Genomic DNA, 22994 nt, shown 5'->3' on the forward strand with positions numbered 1-22994 from the left:
TTCCTACTATAAAATCGCGATGTATTGTAGCCTAATATATCTTCTCATTGAAGTCGGTTTATATTATTTAATTAAATATAAATACCAACGAAAAATATTTGAAGTGCTGTATCAACAAAAATAAGCCTATTCATTTAACTTAGCAGTCTCCCTTCATACTGACGGCACTCTCCCCTGTGAAGCTCACACAGGGGTTTATTTTATTTATTCATTTGTATCAACCCTATTCTGTAGACTTTCAAATTTATTAATCAAAAATTATATTGACTAATTGTGTAATTTCTATCATAATAATCCTGAGAATGATTCTCATTATCAACTTAGAGGAGGCTTCCATACTCGATGAAGCATTTATACCAACTGTTGATGCTGTCTCTTGCGGTTGTACTTGTACTTGCCGCTTGTGGAAATGATTCCAAAACAGCATCACAAAATAAGAATGGCGACACCGTTTCAATAAAACATGCCCTCGGCACGACAGATGTTCCTAAACATCCTAAACGAATTGTCACATTGTATCAAGGTGCAACGGATGTAGCAGTGGCGCTTGGTGTTGAACCCGTTGGTGCTGTTGAATCCTGGAAACAACAACCGAAGTACGATTATTTAAAAGATAAATTAAAAAACACTAAAATCGTAGGTCAAGAACCAGCGCCAAACTTAGAAGAGATTTCGAAATTGAAACCAGACTTAATCATTGCATCAAAAGTACGTAATGAAAAAGTCTATGATCAGTTGTCGAAAATTGCCCCAACAGTGAGTCACGAAACTGTATATAAGTTTAAAGACACTACTGAATTAATGGGTAAAGCACTTGGTAAAGAAAAAGAAGCACAAGATTTACTAAAAAAATATGATGAGAAAGTGAACGCATTTAAAAAAGATGCGAAAGCAAAATATGGTGATCAATGGCCAATCTCAGCTTCAGTTGTCAACTTCCGTGCTGGTAACACACGTATTTATTCAGGCGGATACGCTGGCGATATTTTACAAGATTTAGGCTTCAAACGTCCGAATGCGCAACAAAAAGAAGTCGATAAAGGTAAAGATATTATCGAACTGGCTTCTAAAGAAAGCATTCCGTTAATCAATGCAGACCAGATTTTCATTTTCAAATCAGACCCACATGCGGCTGATGCTAAATTAGTATCGAAAACTGAAAAAGATTGGACGTCTAGTCGCGAATGGCAAAATTTAGACGCCGTTAAAAAAGGTCATGTCGTGAACAATGTTGATGAAATCACATGGAATTTAGCAGGTGGTTATCACTCAGCGTTAGAATTAATTGATCAATTATATAAAGAATTGGACATTCAAAAAGTCACAAAATAAGGAGCCACGCTATGAGAGTTAAACCGACGCAGCAGCTTATAATAGCCGGTTTATGTCTTATCGTTGTGACAATATTAAGTTTTATGATAGGAATAACGTTTGTATCCTTCCCTTCTTTGATACAAGCGTTATTCCATTTTGATTCAAACAACGATATACATACACTTATTACTGGTACGCGCGCCTCAAGAACAATCATTGCGATGCTTACAGGAGCTGCATTATCAGTGTCTGGACTTTTAATGCAAGCCCTTACGCGTAATCCGATTGCGTCGCCTGGTTTATTTGGAGTAAATGCCGGCGCCGTCTTTTTTATTGTTTTTAGTATTACCTTCATTCAAATTGAATCATTTGAAATATTAACGATCGTCGCATTTTTAGGTGCCATTTTAGTAACATTACTTGTTGTTGCACTTGGGATGTTTCGACAAACACAATTTTCACCGCAACGTGTCATTTTAGCGGGTGCTTCAATATCGATGTTGTTCACCGCCTTTACACAAGGTATTTTGATTATGAATGAAACGAACTTACAAGGACTTTTGTTTTGGCTTTCAGGTTCCGTTGCATTACGTAATATATGGGATACCGCTTGGGTCATTCCATTGTTTCTCGTACTTTTCATCATTGCATTTTTTATGTCTACAAGAATTAATATTTTAATGACAAATGACGACATCGCTACTGGATTAGGACAAAACATTAAAATTACAAAATGGATATTGATATTGTTGATTAGTAGTTTAGCAGGTTTATCCGTTGCTTTAGTAGGGTCTGTCGTGTTTATAGGCTTAATTGTCCCTAATATCAGCAAAAAACTTTTACCACCTAACTATAAATATCTTATCCCTCATTCTGCTATGTTAGGTGCGATTTTAATGTTAAGTGCAGATATTATTGCGAGAGTTATCATTCAGCCTTCAGAGCTTCCGGTAGGTGTCATAACAGCGGTGCTAGGAGCGAGCGTCTTAATCTACTTAATGCGAAAAGGAGTTTATCGCCTATGATTATTAAAATGTCGCTTAAAGAAACACTTTGGGTGTTATTAACTATGGGTTTACTTCTTTTAGTCATTATATTAAGCATGATGTGTGGTACTTCCTTTATTACTTTATCTGAAATCATCGCATATTTTATGCACCCTTCAGAAAGTGTGAATCAATTCACACTGGAAGTACTTCGACTACCGAGAATCACGCTCGCCCTTTTAACTGGTATGGCTTTTGGTATCAGTGGGTTATTACTTCAAAATGTACTCAAAAATCCCATTGCATCACCAGATATTATTGGTGTCACGGGTGGTGCAAGCTTATGTGCTGTTAGCGTGATCACACTTTTTAACAGTATTAGTATTCACATGTTGCCATTATTTGCGATATTAGGTGGGACGTTAGCAATGATGTGTTTGTTATTATTCCAATTCCGCACACCTATACGTCCTTCCACGTTAATTATTATAGGTATCGCTTTGCAGACACTCTTTATTGCTCTAACACATGGGTTAATGGTGACTTCTAAAGAATTTGCGGCCTCTAAAGCGTATACTTGGTTAGTGGGAAGTTTGTATGGTAGCGCATTTGAAGATACGTTTGCTGTCTTAATCACGATAATCGCCATCATCCCAATACTTATCCTTCTCATCCCAAGAATGAAGGTTGCTGCCTTAGATGATGATATTGGTCGGGCTTTAGGGTTGCATTTAAAACAAACAAAATTATTACAACTCATTGTTGCAACGCTACTTGTATCCGTATCTGTAAGTTACGTTGGCAACATTGGGTTTGTGGGCTTAATTGCGCCTCACATTGCTAAAACTTTAATTAAACAAAGTACGTTGAAGCAAGTGATGATGTCTGCTTGTATTGGCGCCCTTTCTATTTTATTAGCTGATTTGGTTGGGCGTACTTTGTTTTTACCTAAAGAAATTCCTGCTGGGGTCTTTATCGCAGCGTTTGGTGCACCTTTTTTCATCTACTTATTACTCACAGTAAAAAAAATGTAAATACACTATAGTATTCCTTTTTTAATCGCATCGCCTTACTTATAGGGCCACAAAGTTCTGACGGTATCATCCCTTATGGATTCACTTCAGAAGACACGAAAAACGCCTTCAAAATTCATTTAAGCATGAATTTTTGAAGGCGTTTTAACGATGGTTTTCTTATGAAAATGCTTGGCATCGATGTATCATCATAACAAATTGGATTGCGTTTCAAATTATGATTTTTAAGCATTATGAAGTAAAACATCTACTTTGAGAGGAGCCTAATTACACTCATCTCATATTTATCGTTAATGTGCTAACATCTCTTCTTTTATTTCTTTTTCACTTAAGTGTGACGGATAATATGTTGGCCAATTTTCCATTTCTTTCAATAACGCTTCACGATCATTCCCCATAAATATATGGAAATGGCCTGTTTTTGTAGGCGCAATATTATGGTCACTAAACTGCACGTATTTCGGTAAATCTTTAGAACCCGTTCCAACTAACTCAAACGTGTACCGTACGCCTCTATTTCCTTTTTCATATTTAAGAATATCTTTACCGGCATATTCATATTGTCCTGTTACAGACTGTCCATTTTTCATAAATGTAATGGTACCATTTGAAATCGTAATATTGTTGATATCTGTTTGATACCCCACATTGTAATACGCTTTATACGCTTTTGCGGATTTATCTCCTTTTTGCTTCGCTTTATGTTCAAACACTTCATCAAGCGCTCCCGCTTTTAATAGTGGATAGACTGACTGCCATTCTCCTTCATAATCTGACAATGCGCGATCTTTAACTTGACTGTCTTTGAAATAGCCGTCATAAATGGCTTTGGCATGTTTCTGAGTATCATTGTCATCCTTAGTATCCAATGTCACCTTATCATTTAATGCTTTTTCAATATGTTGAATATTTTCGTTCATCAAACTTTGATATGTGGCGTCTTTAGCCTGTGATTTGGAAACAGACTCCATATTGTTAAAGCGAAGTGGTTCTGCACGCGTTTCTTGTCGTACTGTTTCTGTAACTTTATTCGAAAGATTGTCTTCGTACAGAATGTACTTTGCTTTCGTTTCATTGATGTCTTTCACAATGTTTTGAAGTTGTTTTTGTGAAGGGTCTTCTGCATTTAAGCTTTGAATCCCTACTTGTTTAAAGCCATAGCGATTGGCAAGATAACCTAATGATTCATGAGAAATAAAGACTGCATGTCCCTTATGGTTTTGTGTTGCTTTTTCTAATTTTTTATCTATATTTGCCACATCTTTAAGTAGCTGTTCGGCGTTCTTTTCATAAGTATTTTTATGACTCGGATCTTTTTTTACAAGTTCATCACGAATCGATTCAATAAATTTCTCATTGAATTTTGGATCTAACCAAACGTGAGGATCATATCCCCCGTGATGATGTCCTGTTTCATGATGATGCTCATCCGATCCATGCTCATGTGTATCTGTTAACAATTCAGACTTATCGATATGATTTTCTAATGATAACTTTTTATCATCCGCTTTAATAGCCGATGCCACTTTTTTGGCTACAGGATCTAAATTATCCCCTGTGTAGATAAATAAATCGGATTGACTGGCATTGATGATGTCTTTTTGAGAGGGCTCAAAATGATGTAAATCTGCGCCAGCAGGATAAAGCGTATTCACTTTAACATGCGCTCCTCCAATTTGTTTCACAAATGATTGTAAAGGAAAAACAGTTGTCGTTACGCTCAACTTATCATCATTTTTATCTTTGTCCTCTTGTGGACCGCAGCCAACTAACACAGCGCAACTACACGCTAACCCTAATAAAATTTTTAAATGCTTTTTCATACGTGATTCCCTTCTATAAATAGTAATGATTACTATTTGCAATTATACAATGTCACACGTCTTAATTTCAATACTATCTTTTATCTCTTTAAATCACATTTTTCTTTTTATGTAATCGTCTTTAAGTATGCGCGGATAAGGTCATTTTTCAAATTAACTCCGAATTGTTAAAAATGCTATATTATCAGTATTTAATGATTTAAGTTAAGCATTTGTTTAATTTAGTTAATGAATGCTTTACATTTATTTAAGCTTCGTTTAATTCCCATACCCATGTCCGCGTGCTAAACTTCTAATTGCTTGGGATGATTATTTTACACACAGAGGAGACAACATCATGAGAAAACAGAACATTTCGAGATTATTAATTGGAGCAGCAACACTTACACTTGCAACAATGGTTGCTAATGGAGAAGCAAAAGCTTCAGAATACACTACACATCAACAATCTACGCATCATTACCAAACACATCAACAGCATGCGCCTCAACAACAAGCGCATCAAAATGATCATAAAGATGTGCAACGTGCCTACTATCATTTAATCCATTTAAAAGGGATTGATGAAGCACAACGCAGTCGATTCTTACAACAATTACACGACAATCCTACAAAAGAAACCGCACAAAATGTATTTTCTGAATCAACAAAAGACGTCAACAATCCTGAGCGTCGATTAGCACAACGCAATGCTTACTTTTCAGTTGTAAACAATCCAGATATATCTTCAGCTGACCGTGAGCGTTATATCAAAAAAATAATTGAGAATCCAGATCACAGCCAACAAATTTGGATTGAATCTAACAGCGTTCCAAGTCAAAACAAAGATAACTCAGCTACTGAAGAAGAACTTCAAAAATTAATTAGTATAGATCAACCGATTAACAATGCAAATCATCACGTTGTACCTAATGTTGTACCTAATAATGTCAAAAACAAACATACTCTATCTGATACTAATGTAGGTAAAGCAGACACAACAAGCTACAAAACACCAGACAATGGTCACAAACCATCAGCACAAGACCTTAAAGCAAAACAAGAAGAGCAACATGTTGTCCAAAAAGCCTTCCAATTTCTTTTACAATTAAAAGGTTTAGATGAAAAACAACGTAGTGAATTCTTAAAACAATTACATGAAAATCCAACAAAAGAAACAGCGCAAAATGTCTTTTCTGAAGCTTCAAAAGACGTTGCCAACCCTGAGCGTCGTGTGGCACAACGTAAAGCGTATATTAATTTATTAGAAAACAATAAATTACCAATTGGTGACCTTGAACGTTTAGTGAAAGAACTTCACAAAAACCCTGACCATGCACAACAAATTTGGATTGAATCACATCGTCTTTCAAACGCCAACACAAAAAGTAAAGTGTCAGAACACGAATTCAATCGTTTAGTTAAACCTACTCAAAAAGATTTTGATAGACGTGACGATTTTCTTAAAAGTAACGAATTAAAAGCTTTACAAGGATCTAACAGTGGAAATACGGCATCTGTAGATGAATTCCGAAGATTCACTAAAGATAGCGTAATTGACCTTGAAAACAACAAACAAAAATTAGATTACTTATTAAGCTCAAATAAAGATAACACTGTTAGTGCTGAACAATTTAGAAATATTCATTTACCAAATATTTCAGTACCATCTGAAAAAGGCTCTCTTGAATATTTAACAAATTCAAACAGAGACAATACATTAACAGATGATCAATTACCAAATATTATTAATTCATTTCCAATTATTCCAGTAGCGCAAGACGCAACAATTCAGCCAAGAGCTAAAGCATCACACAAACGACATGCACATAAATCAAGCCATGTTAAAGAAAGAGGTATTACGTACCCGCTTTATGAAAACTTTGGCACTCAAATTAAAGAGAGAGGTATTACGTACCCACTTTTTGAAAACACAAAAGCTCAAAAAAAATTTATTGAAAAATTATTAGGGCCAAATGGGACAAAAAACTTAACAGTTGAGGAGTTAGACAAATTATTTCCTCCTATCCCAGTAGCTAAAGAAGCAGCTAAAAAAAACGTAGCACATTCAAAAACTAAGACAACAAAACGTACCCAAAAAACAAAACATCAATATCAAGAAGCGATTACATATCCGCTTGATGTAGAGTCTAATGAAGACGTTTTAAAACGCTTGCTTGGATCTAAAAGTCTTAACAATTTAGCTATTACTCAATTAAAAAGTTTGTACCCTACAATTCCAGCATCAAAAGAGGCTGCTCAAAAGAAAGGCAATCATCAATATCAAGAGGCCATTGCCTATCCTCTTTATGAAGACAATGTGGTACGTAAAGCCCTTATTGATGAGCTTGTAGGACCTAACGGGACGAAAAACATCTCACTTGAAAAGTTAGAAAAGTTATTCCCTGCTATCCCAGTAGCTAAAGATAAAGCATCTCACAAACAACATGCGCATAAATCAAGCCATGTTAAAGAACGAGGTACTACGTATCCTCTTTATGAACACTCTGATGCTCAAAAGAAATTCATTGAAGAATTGTTAGGGCCTAACGGTACAAATAACTTAACGCTTGAACAATTAGAAAAGTTATTCCCTGCTATCCCAGTAACTAAAGATAACGCATCGCACAAACAACAAGCGCATAAATCAAGCCATGTTAAAGAAAGAGGTACTACGTATCCTCTTTATGAACACTCTGATGCTCAAAAGAAATTCATTGAAGAATTGTTAGGACCTAACGGTACAAAAAACTTAACACTTGAACAATTAGAAAAGTTATTCCCTGCTATCCCAGTTACAAAAGAAGCAATGGAAGCACGTCAAAATGATCGCATTGCATCTGCAAATAAAGCATTAGTGGCATTAAACAAAGACTATTCAGTAAACAGCCACCGTTTTGCACAACGTGAAGTGAACAAAGCACCTCACCACGTTCAAGCGCAATTACAAAAACAACTTGATGGCATTCTTACAACACATCGTGAAAAAGCAGAAAAAGAACGTCTTCAAAAACCTGAAACAAACAAAACATCAAATAAGGCATCAACATCAAAAACGGATACGCAAACTAAAACAACACAATCAAAAGCAACGCAAACAACTCAATCCGAACAACAGACAACAACATCAAGCTACTACAAATCATTGAAAAATTATTTTACTCAAGGCTATCATAATGTTGCACAATCACACCAAGGATTTAAAGCGAAATATGAACAAGCAAAATATTATTTCAACACGTACTTTAAACATAAAAGTACAATCGATAAACTTGTTTTAGCGGCACTTGGCAATGGTTCAAAAACACACATTAAACCACTTGATATTAAACCGAACGGAAACGTATTTTATAACACGTATGTGCAAGCAAGAAATTATGCTACTGAAGCATTAAATACAGGAAAAGTGTTATACGCACTTTACCAAAATCCAAAAACAGTGAAAACAGCCATTGCAGCAGCAGACACTGTATCATCATTCTCTCATTCACTTTCAAACTTTTTTGCTTCAATTATGAAGTAATCTCATTAATGTTATTGAGCGGAGCGGTTAAATGACATTAAGAAAAGGACACGTCCTATCCCAGTCGGATAGGCGCGTGTCCTTTTTATGTTGCATCATTTATAATAAATGATACGTTTTAAGTAATGTTTCGATATAAGTGCCTTTGATTTTGCGTTTTATCCCTTTGAAAAGCGTCCGCTGAACTTTGTTCGTTTTCGTTATTTCTGAGAGTCCTTTACGATCATTTAGGTGATACATGGCTTTCATCAATTCTCGAACGTCGAATTCTGTGCCAATCGTTTCAGGTACGCCTCTGTCAATGTTTAACAGTTGATACACAGCTTCCATAGCGGTTCTCACTGAATACTCCGTCGTAAATACTGTGTCGCGTTCTGTTTCAGCAAAATTACCAATAAATGCAAGGTTACGAGATTGATGTGGTACTACACGTGGACGATCACCTAATGCGCGTGGCATAAAGTAAGCTGTAATATATGGCATGTAAACAGGGATTGTGTTAATTTCATCTTTTGCGAGTTGCTCAATTTGATCTTCAGGCATTCCCATATGATACAACCATTCTTGGCATATTTCATGGCCACTACATTCTGTGATGGGCTTTTTAATATAATCGCCTTTCACGTCTGAATATAATGCGTAAATCCAAGTACTCACTTGATCTTCAGGCTGTGATTTAAATTGTTGTTGTCGGTTGACTGTAAAACTTAATTGCCATGAAGAGTCGTGTACAGTTATAATCCCTCCTGTGACCGTTTTACCTGCTAGCGGATCACGTTTACACAATGTTTCGATTTGACGTATTACCTTTTCATGATTCGTCGTTGCAGTCGCAGAAACGAACCAACTTTTTGGAGGGATATTTTTGAAAAATTTCTCTGGATTCCCAAATTCGGGGCTTTGTTTAGCCAGATTCTGCCACAATTTCCAACTTCCCCCCAATTCATGTGAAGGAGGTGCTGGTGTGAAATTATCTCCATACGTAGAACTTTCTGTAATACTTCCATTTGTCACAAAAATGAGATCATCCGGCGTTAACTTCAATGTTTCACGCTGACCATCACGTTTAATAAGTAATTCCCTTGCGACTTTTTGAGAAGTGGTTACATCAACCTTAATATCTTCAACTTCCACATTATAATCAAACTGCACTTGATGTGCTCTTAAATAATGAATCATCGGCATCACCAACGACTCATATTGATTATATTTCGTAAATTTTAGTGAACTGAAATCTGCTAATCCATTAATATGATGTATAAAACGTAATAAATAACGGCGCATTTCCATAGCTGAATGCCACGGTTCAAACGCAAACATCGTTTTCCAATAAATCCAAAAATTTGAGTCAAAAAAATCTTTAGAAAATACCTCTGTAATGCTTACATCGTCTAAATCCGCTTCATTTGTTAAACATAATTTAACGATTTCTTTCAATGCTGTCGGTGTTAACGTAAAATCACCATCAGTGGCCAAACGTTGCCCTCTCTTTTCGATGACACGACATCGAGAATAATTAGGATCTTCCTTGTTTAACCAATAAAATTCATCTAACACTGATGCACCTTTAACCTCTAGAGAAGGAATTGATCTGAATAAATCCCACAAACACTCAAAATGATTTTCCATTTCTCGTCCACCACGAACGACATACCCTTTGACTGGCAAATAATCCCCATCTAGACTGCCGCCGGGCTTAGACATTTCTTCTAAAATATGGATTTGTGTTCCTTCCATTTGTCCATCACGAATTAAAAAACAGGCTGCTGCGAGTGAAGCAAGCCCTGAGCCGACAAGGTATGCGGATTTCTTTTCAACATTTTCTGGCTTCTTAGGTCGCGCAAATGCTTCGTAATTACCTTTACTATAATACATTGTTAACACTTCCTTTTTTCACTCAAAAATACGATAATAATGACTGTATCGTCCTTTCACATTAGATTTTAACGCCTTGTGAAATAAAGTTGGGCGTCAATTCAGCACTTTTGTCGCATAAGCGACACATCTTTATAAATGTTCGATAAACGGGGGTTAAACGATGAATAAACAAGACTTACGTGTACTCAAAACCCAAAAAGCATTCATGCATGCATTTACTGAACTTTTAAAAACTAAAGCATTCGACCGTATTACTGTTCAAGATTTATGTGATCGCGCACTCGTACAGCGTTCAACTTTTTATAGACATTATAAGGACAAATATCATCTCCTCGCTTGTGCAACAGAGCACGCCCTCACGCGCATTACTCAAGAACACGTGTCCGCGATACGTAGCGACAATGCGACGTTACGTCTAGAACAATATATCGATAATTTATTAACATATGTTTACGACAATCAAGTCATATTACGCCATGTCATCTCTCATTATATGCATGATGAAGTCACATCTATTATTTATAAACAAGTGTATTTAGCCGTTCGGCAACAAACCCATGCAGAGCTCCTCTCTGGAAAACGGTTAGACATTGACACCGACGTATTCAATCATTTTATTGCTGGTGGTCTTATTAGTATTATGCTCAACTGGAGTAACCAAAACGATGCAACGCGTACAATTGATAACCTGAAAACAGACATCGTGACACTGATTGATCGCGTACGTACGACACACCTTAAATCAATTTAATACATAAAAAAGCCTTATAACATTGAATCCACGTTCAACGTTATAAGGCTTCATGTTATTCCATCACGTCACTTTTTTCAGCGCGTGCTGCAATTTTTCTCATTATTGGGTCAGTAATCGGTTTTAAAATAATACCTACAATTAAGGACCCGACACCAAATGCAATCAAGGTAACGATTTTGCGTGTTAATATCACTGGGACATAGCCGCCTACTGCTTCCCTTAATGCGTCAATAGCATATGAGAATGGGATAAATGGATGCAGTTTTTGGAAAAATTCTGGTGTGACTTCAATTGGGAATGTGCCTCCACCACCGGCAATTTGTAAAACCAATAATATAATAGCTAATGCTTTACCTGGGTTACCAAGTAGTGACACAAGCGTGTATACAATCGTCACAAACACTAACGAAGATAACACTGTAATCCCTATAAACCACGGTACACTTTCAACTTGCGCATGTAATATCACAATGTCTCCTATAGAGACAATCAATGCTTGAATGATGCCAATAATATAAAATAGGCCAAGTTTGCCTAAATAAATTTCACGTTTCGACAAGTAGTCTAACGCTTTATGTTTATTATCTGTTGTTAATAAACTAACCATTAAGAGTGCCCCCACCCATACCGCAAGCGCTGTATAGAATGGCGTACTTGCAGAACCATAATCTTTCACTGGGAAGATATCTTCTTGGTTAATTTTTATCGGATTCGCAATCACATCCGCCTGTTTTTTCAAATCATTTTTCAATAAGTCAACTAATTTATTTACTGTATCGTCTTTATCAATTTCTTTAAATAATTTGTCCGCTTTCGCTAAATCCTTTTCAACGCCTGGCAAATCGTTGCGTATAAATTCAGCCAGTTGGTGTAAGTCTCGTTTCGCTTGTGGTTGGTTTTCATTGAGTAAACGCACGAGTTGATCATAACGACTAAATAAATTCGGTACATTTTGATTCGCCGTTGCCGTTGTATCTGCTAAACGTTGTTCTAATGCTGGCAAGTCATTTCCCACAAACGCGGCAGCTTTCGCAACATCGTTTTCAAGTTGTGGGAAATAGCGTTGTGCGATGGACATCGCGTCAATATAACGTTGTTCGATGAGTGGCAATTCACTTTGAATCACATTTAATCGAGACTTCGCATTTTGTAAAATTGACTGACCATTATCTATAATTTGATGAATCGTGTTTAATTTGGATTGCAGTGTGGATAGCGAGATATGTCCATTATTTAAAGACGCAATGATCGTTTGAGCCACGTCAGACAATTTTTGATTTAAGTCTTGTTGGATGAATTGACTTAATTCTTCTAAACTCGCATTCACTTTTGATAATTGTTTCAATAAATCTATAGCTTCAGCCTTACCCGAACTGCCATTTGATAATGCCGTGCTTAGTTGATTGATTTTCTTAATTGAATTATTCACATTGTTGTTTGTTGTTTCCAACGCTTTAATTTCTGACGAAAGGTCTACGCCTTCGCTATTTTCAAGATCAGTTAATGTGTCTATGAGCTGTTGATTCGATTTGCTTGTGAGTTCTAATCTCGATTTTAAATGGTCTAACGTTGGTACAAAATCTTTCGGTTGGTTTGACGCCATGACACCATACAACACATTTTCTAATGCTTTGATATTTTGTTGGCTACTTTGTACTTGTTGATCCGCTTGATTCGACATCGATAATAATGCTTGTGACAACGCCGAAGCCATCGCATTCGTGTCATTGGCATCATACACTCCATTTGAAGGCGTTTGACCGGTCGTACTCAACTGAGTCGTTTGAATATGCCCACGATTCATTGGCGCACTTTGTGGTGCTGTTTGAATATGCTTTTGCGTGTTTGCTTGTGGCGTGTTTTGTCGTTGATTGTTGACATGCCCCACACGTTGATCAATATCATTTAAAAAGCGTTCTGCTTCATTTAGTCCTTGTAAACCTTGGTCAACGCCTTGACTCGCTATATCGACACCGCGATTGATTTTAGGAAATGCTTGTGGCACATCATTTGCCGCAACATTCAATGCTTGCTTAATGTTCGGCATATACGCATTCAAAGCGAGAATCAATTTGGCCCGCTCATTGAGGGCTGGCACCGCATTGTTCACCTGATTCAATTTATCGACCGCATTTAAAACGTCACCTTTATAGCGCCCCAGGTTTCTAAATTCATTCGCTTTTTGATCGATTTCATTTTGATGTTCATCAAGATATAAAATCTTTTTGGCAACTTCATTTACTTTTGGCACTGCATTATTTGCTGTAGCAACCGCATCTTTAATTTTATTAATGGTTGGAATTTCATTTTCTAATTTAATACCTAAACGATTGGCTTCTTTTAATAATGCTTTCGTTACCGTTTCATTAAATTTATCATTCGCTTTTTGAACGATGGCACTCGTTCCAGCATTGGTCATTTTTGGCGCAATCGCATTTAATTTTTGATTGACTTTATATTCGATGTTTGCCCGTTCTGGTTTTTTACGAAGAGTACCGGTAATTTGATGGGTGAACGCCTTAGGTATGTATATCGCCGCATAGTATTTACCCATTCGTAAATCGTGATCCGCTTTTTCACGACTGACGAACTCCCAATCGAAATGGTCATCCTTTTTCAATTGTTCCACCACAGTATCGCCTACATTCAACGATTTGCCTCTCACTTTATCTCCTTCGTCCTCATTAACGACCGCAACTTTTATGTTTTTTGTATTTCCATATGGATCCCAGTTGGCGTCTAAATTAAACCATGCATAAAAAGAAGGGAGAAGCGCAAGCCCTGCAAGAATGACGAACACTGCTGGTGCTTTAACAATTTTCTTCAAATCCATCTTAAATAATTTTATCGCGTTTTTCATTTTGCACCTCAAGCTTATTCTATATTTCTTATGCATATTATTCAAATTATCATTTCTATATTTCCAGTAAATTGGTATAATGGTCTCGTTACGTTGTGTAGTAAATAAAGTTGATGTTCATCAACCTTATTGTCAAGTATTCACATTTTAACAATTCCAACTATCATTTGTACATAGATAAAGATTAAATTTTAAAGAGAGGTAGCGCTATGAAGACACATAAACTGCTCATCTGTATGCTTTCAACAACATTAGTCTTCCCTTCATATTCTGTGCATACGATTCATGCAGCAACTGATAACCCGTCATCTGAAACATCGACATTAGAAAGCACTTCTTCAGAGACGTCTATCGATAAAAATGGAACTGATGAAACGCCTAAAGATGAGAAAGAAAAGGCTGAGAAACAACAAACATCGTCTCAAACTAAAAAAGAAAAAACTAAAAAGACGACATCTTCTTCATTATTACCATCATGGATAAATACGTTGAATCATCCTTTAGGCATATTCAACCCTACAACAGAACATTCGACGCACTTTTGGGACAATTGGCTCGCTTTAGACCCACCTTCAAATACGATTTCTAAAGACGCTAACACATCAGAAAACGACGCTATCCTGGCGCAACCAACACCATCAGCTGCGCATTCAGACGTTGATCCTACTACGAATGAAACGACGAAAACAGAGGTGCCTTCATCAGAACATGACGCATCTCCATCAGAAGCAACATCTGAATCCTCACGAGATAACAGTCATCTCTCTGAAGAAGACCAAGCAGTAGCGAATGAACTCGACAACATTACGGATAAGATTCAGTCTAACCAACCGAGTGATAAGGATACATTTTCAGAAACGCCTGATAGCAAGCACGATGAGACGTCATCTAACGAAGCGCCAACTTCAGAAGACAAACATATTGAAGGTCAAGATGCTGAAAGCAATGAGACATCATCAACGGCCAACGACCACATTGACGATGCGCTCATCGATGCATATGGCAAAGATAAGAAAACGACACCTGATCCAAAGACAACCCAAGTGGACGCTAAAAAAGGCAACTCACCTAAACATTCAAACGAAACAAATACACAGTTACCGTCTCAAAAAGAAATCAAACATAGTGAAACACCAAAACAATCTTTTGAAGACGGTGTGAAAGCTTCCAACTTCAGATCAAGAGCAACATTCGTCACGTTACCTCAAACTTCAAATACGTCATCAACGTCTAACCCGTACATCGTTACAGAGAACAAAGATACACGGGCATTTATTAAATCCATCGCAAAAGATGCGCATGATATCGGACAGAAAGAAAATATTTACGCATCTGTGATGATTGCTCAAGCCATATTAGAATCAGATTCCGGTAACAGCGCATTGGCACGTGCGCCTCACTACAACTTGTTTGGGATTAAAGGTACATATCACGGGCACTCGGCTACATTTAATACGTTAGAAGATAACGGAGGTGCGTTATATCAAATTTCAGCATCTTTCCGGAGCTATCCAGATGAAAAAGCTTCCCTTCAGGACTACGCAGATTTAATTAAAAACGGCATTGATGGAAATCCATACATCTACAAACCAACTTGGAAAAGTGACACTACAACTTTTAAAGATGCCACAGCACATCTTGCGACAACTTACGCGACAGACTCGCATTATGCAGATAAGTTAAATAGTATTATTAAACATTACAACTTAACACAATTTGATCATACATCCATGCCTGATATATCAAACTTTACCGTAGCACATGAGGCGTCAGCTTCTCATTTCAAACCATTTACTGAAGCTGCTAGTGGAGCGGCGTACCCTCAAGGTCAATGTACATGGTATGTCTACAATCGTATGGCGCAATTTGGTCTTCATATCGGTGGTCATTTAGGTAATGCGCGCGATTGGGATCAACACGCAGCCAATGATGGTTACAGTGTCCGTTCAATTCCATCTGAACACAGCGCTGTCGTCTTCGAACCTGGTCAACTTGGCGCTGATGCATACTATGGGCACGTGGCTTTCGTTGAAAAAGTCAATTCAGACGGTTCTATCGTCATTTCAGAATCCAATGTTAAAGGATTGGGTGTGATTTCTTACCGCACCATTGATGCATCCGATGCCGAATTATTATCATATATTAAAGGTAAATAACCATAAAAAGGCTCCAGTGAGTGGTAAACTCATCTGGAGTCTTTAATGTCATTATGAGTTTTTCGATTTATGGCGTTTAGTGAACCAAATCACTACACTACCAAGTAGGATGAGCGCAATGCCGAATGGTAGTAAGGTTTGTTTTGCCACTCGACCTGCAGCAGGTAAGTCAAAATTACCTTCATGGTCAAATAGTCCACTTAAAAAGTCATCCGATGGCTTAATTAGAGATAACGCACGTCCTTGTGTAGGATTCGGGATATCCGGAATACGGTCTAAAATACTTTTTCCGCTCAACGCACGGTCAAATAAACCAAAGGGATTTAACAGGTGAGACTGCCCTCCGCGTAAATGGTCATTTAAAACGCCATCCATGCCTTTTAAAAATCCTATCATTTTATCGATTTGTACTTTTATGCGGTCAAGGTCATTTTTCGCTTTAATGATATCATTAAGACGTCCATCCGCATCTGACTTTAACTGTTTTAACAATGCTGCGCGCGAATCTGCCTTATTCGCGATTCGTTTCGCAAGCGCTCGCGCTGTCTCATCATTGAACTGTGATCCGAGTATCGTTTCAAGGGCTTGACGCTTATCATGCGCTTGATCTAACACATTTTCTAAAATGTCATCGCCTGTCATATGTGGTCCGTAGCGTTGTTTTAAACGATTTACAATTTGCGCGCTATTCGGATGCCCTTTTAAAATGTCAGACGCTATTTTAGCCGCTTCAACTGTATCATATCGTGTGGAAAGCAACGCCTCAAGCAATTCTTGAGGATTTGATGTATTGTCAATCATTGAACGCAATACATCATCACTAGAATGTGCCGATAAGCGATCAAACTCACTGACCAACTGGTTTGCGATTTGCGCATCCGTTTTATCTTTCGTTTGTACACGCTTTAAAATCGTATCTGCTTCTCTATCATTAAATGTTTGTCTGATTAACGATGTCACCGCTTCTGTTTTATGGCTGCTTGACTTCAATCGATTTAGCACAAGATCATTTTGCGTGTTTAATTGATGTTTTATCGCATCAATTTCTTTCGATAATAACGCTTTACGCTCCTCAGATAAATTCGGTTGTTGCACAAGTCTTGCCTCAAACGCCTTTAAACTTTCTGTTTTCGTAGCAACGTAATTGTCGAACGCCATCGCCCCATTAGGTAACGCTAACAATTGTTGAATATCTGTTTTAATATCACTGCTTTTAGGGTCTTTTTGATTCAATTCATCCAGCAAATGACGTGCAGATGTCGTAGTATCGAGGTTCACATCATTTAGTTTACCCCCATCAACTTTATTAACTGAGTGATTGAGTTCGGCAAAAAAACGGTCCATATTGTTGTTCAATTGTTCACGTATCACACGTGCCTCTTCTAATTGACGCGTATTTTGCGTCGAAGTTGATTTAACCTCGTTTAATAAACGATCAATCGCATCAATGCTTTTCGCCTGGCTCAAATCTGACGACAATTGTGCCTTTTGTTGATCTGTTAACATTCGCCACTGCTTTACTTCAGCTTGACGTTGTTGAATATATGCTTCCAGAGATGGTTGTTGATTCACATGTGTAACATTTTGTGCATTCACATTGGGAGAAATATGATTACCCAGCAACCCTGTTGAGATAACCAATACAGCACTGGACACTTTAAAAGAACGGTTTAACAAGTTACGACTATGCCAATGTTTGTTTCTCACCTTTTTCATAAACTTCACCTTTCTAATTTGACTCATTCACATTATAGACGGAAATGACAATAAATCATAGAGAAAGAATTCGAGAAATTTAATAAAAGGTAGATGAAAGAGGCTACCTTTTATTATACCAGGCATTAGGTTTATATTGGACAATCAACGCAGGATTTCTCATCATACAAATCGTGCTAACGCATCGTTACTTTCTAAAAAATTCTACAAATGAATCTCTTGATATAAATAAGACGATTCATAAAGTATAAACTTTAATTGAATAGAAAAAAGAGGTAATAAAATCGCATCAATTTTATTACCTCTTTTACATTTGATATGTTGACGCCTAGACGTATTTTTCCAAATTACTCTTAATCACCCTAATTAGATGTTAAAGCATATAGATAGAACGTCTCAATGATATTATCTACTAGGTTTAAAATTAATACTATCAGAGAAATACACATTCTTACCATGTCGCTTATCGAATTCAAATTCAATGGTTTTATAACCTATTGAACTCCCTTCAAACTCTCCTACACCTTTCAGAATTAACTTAGGCGCATTATTTGTTGGTATATCATAACGTGTGCGTAATTGCTTTACATTATAATCATCATTGCTTAAATGATATTCCGCTGAATAGTTTGGCACATTCGGATTATACGAAAAGTGTCCATTGTTATACTGATTTAAATCTTTGAACTTTGCATATTGTACAAAAAACTTAAATGACTCAATTTCTTTAGCTATATGTGTTTCTTTGATTGGTTTTGTAGGTATGAATTTATTGTTTACCATTTTCACAGGATACTCTTTTTCGTGACTTTTTAACTCTCCATTTTGATCTTCTGAAACATTATGTATGACATATTTACCATGTGCGATTTTTTTATTTCTATCAATAAATAGGACCATCCCTTTACTTACAAGCACTCCCTTACTTGATTCAATAGCCATCGTTGAACTTAATACCCAAGTCCCTTTATCATTCTTATCGAATTCCCCGTCTCTAAAGCCTTCTTTATCATAAAAGTCCTCTAGGTTTTTGATAGGATACATTTCTAGAGTATTATTAAAACTCGTCTTAATCTTCCCTTCTGTACTTGTTTCTTTAGTATTTTCGGTATTCTTAAATCCTCATCCAGCTATTACCAAAGCTAACATTATTGTTGTAATACAAACACTAAATCTTTTAAAACTACTCATATTTCCACCCTCTTACGTTGAGTCTTGATTTATAAAAGTACGCCCATACATATTAATGAATTTAAAAGTATTAGTAATTACATTTGAACTATCCGCTCTTATTTCGGAGTCATCTTTACACATTTTTCATCACTCTCCACTTGGTTGATAGTCTACCGTATCACCGTAATAAATAACTTCATCCTTATTTTTCTCAAAAACTATTTCTAAATTTTTATAACCTATTGAAGATCCTTTGAATTCTCCTATCCCTTTTAGTTTTAATTTAGGTGCTTTATTTGTTGGAATATCATACCGTTTTCTCAATTGTTTTACATTTTCATCATCATTCGATAATTGATATTCTGCTGAATAACTTGGCACATTGGGATTATAATCAAAATGACCTTGGCCATATGAATTTAAATCTTTGAAATTGGCAAACTGGACAAAAAATTTAAATTTCTCTATTTCATCTAATATTTTTTTATCTTTAATAACTTTGGTTGGAACGATTTTATTATTAACCATTTTAACCGGGTAGCTTTCTTCATAGTCATCTTTATAAGACCCTTCACCTATATGACTTATATAATATTTCCCCTCAGATGTTCTCGTGTTTCTGTTTATTCGTAGAACTACCCCTTTAACTATGTGCTTGTCATCTGTTTTTCGTTTAATTACCATGCTCGAATCTAAGAGCCACGTCCCTTTATCATTCTTATTAAATTCCGAATCTCTAAAGCCTTCTTTATCATAGAAGTCTTCTAGATTTTTAATCGGATACATTTTTAATGATTTGTTGAAGCTTTGTTTAATCTTTTTTTCAGATCTTGTTTCATTACTATTTTCTTTACTATTTTCACTGTTCATAAGGCCACATCCTCCCATCATTATTGTAAGTACTACTAAACCAATGCAGAGACTTATTGTTTTTATATGTATCATAGTTACCCCCGTGTCATAAGCTTGTGTCGTTGAAACTTTATACTAAAGCATTTCTTTGAATACATTTATTTAATATTTAGGTACGGATAAATATTCTGATGTTTCTTATTAAACTAAAATATTCATTACACTCTAATAATACTAATAATTGATTGTGCAATCCATATATTTCTTTATTGATTTTAAGCTTTATAACTTCTTATTTATAAACCTATTTCATGTTTTAATTTTTCTTGTTTTGCTTCTTTATCGTTTTCTATACAACAAAAACCCCTCTCAATCATCGTTTATTGAAAGGGATTTTACATACTTTGGGATTATGTTTGATTGTCATACTATCGATATATATTGATGTCTTTACCTTATGTATGAAAATTTGCATTTTCTATATCATAACTAATTAAAGACACGGCACTTGTTTCTTCAGTATTGTCTTTAATATTATCAGATGTTATTTTATATTCTTTTTCACTCATTTTAATCCCTGCTTGGTTGTAATTTTATTAAATCATCGAAATAAATATTTCTATTTTTTCCCGCTTCAAACTGTATTTTAAGTTGCTGATATCCTATAGAAGATCCCTTGAATTCACCTATACCTTTAAATAATAGTTTTGGTGAGTGTTTAGAAGGTATGTCATAACGCTTCCTCAATTGTTTTACATTATTGTCATCATTCGACAATTGATATTCAACGGAATAGCTCGGTACGTTCGGATTATAATCAAAATTACCTTGACCGTATGAATTTAAATCTTTAAAATCCGCATACTGTACAAAGAATCTAAAGTTTTCTATTTCTTTTTCAACTTTTTTATTTTCTATAGATTCTGCAGGAATAATTTTATTATTTACCATTTTCACCGGATATTTTTCCTCTTTATGGCTACTATTCTTAAAGCGGCTAATAAAATATTCTCCTTCTGCTTGCCTTGTATTTCTATTAATACGTAATACCATTCCTTTAGATTTTAAATCTTCATCTCCATTAGTTTGTATAGCCATTTCAGAATTTAAGACCCAAATCCCTTTATCGTTTTTATCAAATTCCCCATCTCTAAAACCTTCTTTATCATAGAAGTCTTCCAGATTTTTAATCGGATACATTTTTAATGATTTGTTGAAGCTTTGTTTAATCTTTTTTTCAGAACTCGTTTCATTAATGTTTTCTTTACTATTTTCACTGTTCATAAAGCCACATCCTCCCATCATTATTGTAAGTACTACTAAACCAATACATAGACTTAATTTTTTTATATGTATCATAGTTACCCCCGTGTCATAAGTTTGTGTAATTGAACCTTTATACTAAAGCATTTCTTTAAATACATTTATTTAATTTTTAAATGTGGTCGAATATTCTGATGTTTCTTATTAAACTAAAATATTCATTACACTCTAATAATACTGAAAATTGATTGTGTAATCCATATATTTTTTCATTAATTTTAAGCTTTATAACTTCTTATTTATAAACGTATTTCATGTTTTAAATTATCTTGTTTTACTTCTTTATCCTTTTCTATAAAACTAAAAATCCCTCTCAATCATTATTTATTGAAAGGGATTTAACATATTTTGTACTTAAGTTTGATTGTAAATCAATTTTAAGACTGTATTGGTTGTTTCTTTTTTTCGTTAACTGTAATCAATTAATTCATCATATGCTTCGCTCCAATGGTAGGATTGAAGTGTTTTTAGTGGTTTATATATTAATTTACTGTCTGGATTTGTCACCGCAACTTTGACATCGCCACCCCAATAACGGAGACGTTCTTGACAAATACCACAAGGGGTTAAAATTTTAAAATCACTATGTTCATCATCTCTTACTACGCAAATGCTATGCGTAATGACGTCCTCATTTTTATGCGCTTCTAAAATCGCACCTGTTTCTATACATAGAGCCGTGCTAGCATTTATAATCTCAGGCGCTACCGATATATAAATTTGCCCTTGTTTAGAATACATTGCAGTTGCACCACCCCAGCCGGTGGGATACCTATGTTGAATAAACTTCACAGCTTCTTCATATAATTGATTTTCAATAGTCATATCAATGCTCCTTTAAAAAGGTAATATGTTAAATAACCATATGCTTATAAGAGTAATGAGTAAAAACACACTCACGACACCTGTCACAACAACAACAGTTTCTACACCGTTTTTAAAGCGATGTCTTTCTTTCGTTATTGTTTTCTTACCATTTTCCATATAATCGACGATTTCTTTATACGTTTTTACATCATGTTTCTTCTTTATTTTATCTACTTTTATTGCACTATACATGGAAATTAACCAAATGACAAAAGGTCCCAAAAACCCAAACCATCCTTCACTATACTTGAGTGCTGCCGCAAAGGAAACTGCGGTTAAAAACATACTTATCACCATGATATTGCCATAACGCTCTATATTGGAGCTATCAATGTTATGTTTCATTTCTTCTACATCTCCTCTAACAAGTTGATCTAAGGAAACGTTGAACACTTCAGATAGGTATATTAAATTTTGTAAATCCGGATAACTTCTTTCATTTTCCCAATTGGAAATCGTCTGACTCGACACATATATTTTCTCTGCTAAGTCACTTTGAGATAACTGCATCGCTGTTCGATATGCTTTAATATGATGACCTACTTCCATATGCAACCGCTCCTTGCTTTCAATCTAACTTGTTCTCATCAGTCATACCATCAACACTTTTAATAAAACAAGGTAATCACACTATAAAAGTCTTTATAGCTCGTCATTTCCCTGGAAATAATACTTGTATTAGACGTCGATTCATCTCATCACCTCATTGTGGCTGATTCAACATGAACGGCTGCACATCAACCGTGAGTGATATAT

At 35.7% G+C, this 22994-nt stretch carries 14 protein-coding genes and 1 pseudogene; 6 read left to right on the forward strand and 9 right to left on the reverse strand.

Annotated elements, in window-relative coordinates:
* Positions 1-342 precede the first annotated feature (342 nt).
* From G8Y85_RS09105 to G8Y85_RS09115, 3 genes are read left to right on the forward strand one after another with little or no spacing between them, the layout of a single operon-like run.
* A complete protein-coding gene (locus G8Y85_RS09105; protein WP_107368762.1) occupies positions 343-1332 on the forward strand; it encodes an ABC transporter substrate-binding protein in 990 nt (329 codons plus the stop codon).
* 11 nt (positions 1333-1343) lie between these two features.
* Complete coding sequence (locus tag G8Y85_RS09110; protein WP_107368761.1) at positions 1344-2339, forward strand: FecCD family ABC transporter permease; 996 nt, start codon at positions 1344-1346, stop codon at positions 2337-2339.
* Positions 2336-3334, forward strand: a complete 999-nt coding sequence (locus G8Y85_RS09115) for a FecCD family ABC transporter permease (RefSeq protein ID WP_107368760.1) — start codon at positions 2336-2338, stop codon at positions 3332-3334. Before G8Y85_RS09110 ends, G8Y85_RS09115 begins: the two co-directional genes overlap by 4 nt.
* Positions 3335-3624: 290 nt before the next feature.
* Here G8Y85_RS09115 and adcA read toward each other — a convergent pair whose 3' ends face one another.
* Positions 3625-5157, reverse strand: a complete 1533-nt coding sequence (gene adcA / locus G8Y85_RS09120; protein ID WP_107368759.1) for a zinc ABC transporter substrate-binding lipoprotein AdcA — start codon at positions 5155-5157, stop codon at positions 3625-3627.
* 337 nt (positions 5158-5494) lie between these two features.
* Here adcA and G8Y85_RS09125 point away from each other — a divergent pair, with 337 nt between their 5' ends.
* A complete protein-coding gene (locus G8Y85_RS09125) occupies positions 5495-8659 on the forward strand; it encodes a B domain-containing protein (RefSeq protein WP_107396923.1) in 3165 nt (1054 codons plus the stop codon).
* Positions 8660-8758: 99 nt separating this feature from the next.
* Here the strand turns inward: G8Y85_RS09125 and G8Y85_RS09130 are convergent, their stop codons facing one another.
* Complete coding sequence (locus G8Y85_RS09130) at positions 8759-10534, reverse strand: oleate hydratase (RefSeq protein ID WP_107396924.1); 1776 nt, start codon at positions 10532-10534, stop codon at positions 8759-8761.
* A 163-nt stretch (positions 10535-10697) separates the two neighbouring features.
* On the opposite strand from G8Y85_RS09130, the gene G8Y85_RS09135 reads away from it, so the two are divergent.
* Complete coding sequence (locus G8Y85_RS09135; RefSeq protein WP_107368756.1) at positions 10698-11288, forward strand: TetR/AcrR family transcriptional regulator; 591 nt, start codon at positions 10698-10700, stop codon at positions 11286-11288.
* 55 nt (positions 11289-11343) lie between these two features.
* Here the strand turns inward: G8Y85_RS09135 and G8Y85_RS09140 are convergent, their stop codons facing one another.
* Complete coding sequence (locus G8Y85_RS09140) at positions 11344-14151, reverse strand: YhgE/Pip domain-containing protein (protein WP_165805734.1); 2808 nt, start codon at positions 14149-14151, stop codon at positions 11344-11346.
* Between the two features lie 209 nt (positions 14152-14360).
* On the opposite strand from G8Y85_RS09140, the gene G8Y85_RS09145 reads away from it, so the two are divergent.
* On the forward strand, positions 14361-16307 hold the full coding sequence (locus G8Y85_RS09145; protein ID WP_107396926.1) for an amidase domain-containing protein: 1947 nt from the start codon (positions 14361-14363) through the stop codon (positions 16305-16307).
* Positions 16308-16358: 51 nt separating this feature from the next.
* On the opposite strand, the gene G8Y85_RS09150 is transcribed toward G8Y85_RS09145, so the two are convergent.
* The 6 genes and pseudogenes from G8Y85_RS09150 to G8Y85_RS09175 all read right to left on the reverse strand — a co-directional run bounded on the left by G8Y85_RS09150 (position 16359) and on the right by G8Y85_RS09175 (position 22787).
* The gene (locus tag G8Y85_RS09150; RefSeq protein WP_107368753.1) at positions 16359-18023 is read right to left on the reverse strand and encodes a coiled-coil domain-containing protein; all 1665 of its coding nucleotides are present in this window, start codon (positions 18021-18023) and stop codon (positions 16359-16361) included.
* Positions 18024-18428: 405 nt separating this feature from the next.
* Positions 18429-19214, reverse strand: a pseudogene (locus G8Y85_RS09155) (tandem-type lipoprotein).
* A 129-nt stretch (positions 19215-19343) separates the two neighbouring features.
* The gene (locus G8Y85_RS09160; RefSeq protein ID WP_107376523.1) at positions 19344-20141 is read right to left on the reverse strand and encodes a tandem-type lipoprotein; all 798 of its coding nucleotides are present in this window, start codon (positions 20139-20141) and stop codon (positions 19344-19346) included.
* A 477-nt stretch (positions 20142-20618) separates the two neighbouring features.
* Positions 20619-21407 carry a tandem-type lipoprotein gene (locus G8Y85_RS09165; RefSeq protein ID WP_107368446.1) on the reverse strand — a complete coding sequence of 263 codons (789 nt, stop codon included), beginning with the start codon at positions 21405-21407 and terminating at the stop codon, positions 20619-20621.
* A gap of 372 nt (positions 21408-21779) precedes the next feature.
* Positions 21780-22196 carry a cytidine deaminase gene (locus tag G8Y85_RS09170; RefSeq protein ID WP_107368447.1) on the reverse strand — a complete coding sequence of 139 codons (417 nt, stop codon included), beginning with the start codon at positions 22194-22196 and terminating at the stop codon, positions 21780-21782.
* Between the two features lie 12 nt (positions 22197-22208).
* A complete protein-coding gene (locus G8Y85_RS09175) occupies positions 22209-22787 on the reverse strand; it encodes a helix-turn-helix domain-containing protein (protein ID WP_107368448.1) in 579 nt (192 codons plus the stop codon).
* Positions 22788-22994 lie beyond the last annotated feature (207 nt).

Origin of the sequence: Staphylococcus sp. 11007852, assembly GCF_011394325.1 — a bacterium.
Lineage (GTDB): Bacteria > Bacillota > Bacilli > Staphylococcales > Staphylococcaceae > Staphylococcus > Staphylococcus agnetis.

Coding starts and splice junctions, on each gene's coding strand:
- G8Y85_RS09105 (WP_107368762.1), top strand. CDS start 343: ATGAAGCATTTATACCAACTGTTGATGCTGTCTCTTGCGGTTGTACTT.
- G8Y85_RS09110 (WP_107368761.1), top strand. CDS start 1,344: ATGAGAGTTAAACCGACGCAGCAGCTTATAATAGCCGGTTTATGTCTT.
- G8Y85_RS09115 (WP_107368760.1), top strand. CDS start 2,336: ATGATTATTAAAATGTCGCTTAAAGAAACACTTTGGGTGTTATTAACT.
- adcA (WP_107368759.1), bottom strand. CDS start 5,157: ATGAAAAAGCATTTAAAAATTTTATTAGGGTTAGCGTGTAGTTGCGCT.
- G8Y85_RS09125 (WP_107396923.1), top strand. CDS start 5,495: ATGAGAAAACAGAACATTTCGAGATTATTAATTGGAGCAGCAACACTT.
- G8Y85_RS09130 (WP_107396924.1), bottom strand. CDS start 10,534: ATGTATTATAGTAAAGGTAATTACGAAGCATTTGCGCGACCTAAGAAG.
- G8Y85_RS09135 (WP_107368756.1), top strand. CDS start 10,698: ATGAATAAACAAGACTTACGTGTACTCAAAACCCAAAAAGCATTCATG.
- G8Y85_RS09140 (WP_165805734.1), bottom strand. CDS start 14,151: ATGAAAAACGCGATAAAATTATTTAAGATGGATTTGAAGAAAATTGTT.
- G8Y85_RS09145 (WP_107396926.1), top strand. CDS start 14,361: ATGAAGACACATAAACTGCTCATCTGTATGCTTTCAACAACATTAGTC.
- G8Y85_RS09150 (WP_107368753.1), bottom strand. CDS start 18,023: ATGAAAAAGGTGAGAAACAAACATTGGCATAGTCGTAACTTGTTAAAC.
- G8Y85_RS09160 (WP_107376523.1), bottom strand. CDS start 20,141: ATGATACATATAAAAACAATAAGTCTCTGCATTGGTTTAGTAGTACTT.
- G8Y85_RS09165 (WP_107368446.1), bottom strand. CDS start 21,407: ATGATACATATAAAAAAATTAAGTCTATGTATTGGTTTAGTAGTACTT.
- G8Y85_RS09170 (WP_107368447.1), bottom strand. CDS start 22,196: ATGACTATTGAAAATCAATTATATGAAGAAGCTGTGAAGTTTATTCAA.
- G8Y85_RS09175 (WP_107368448.1), bottom strand. CDS start 22,787: ATGGAAGTAGGTCATCATATTAAAGCATATCGAACAGCGATGCAGTTA.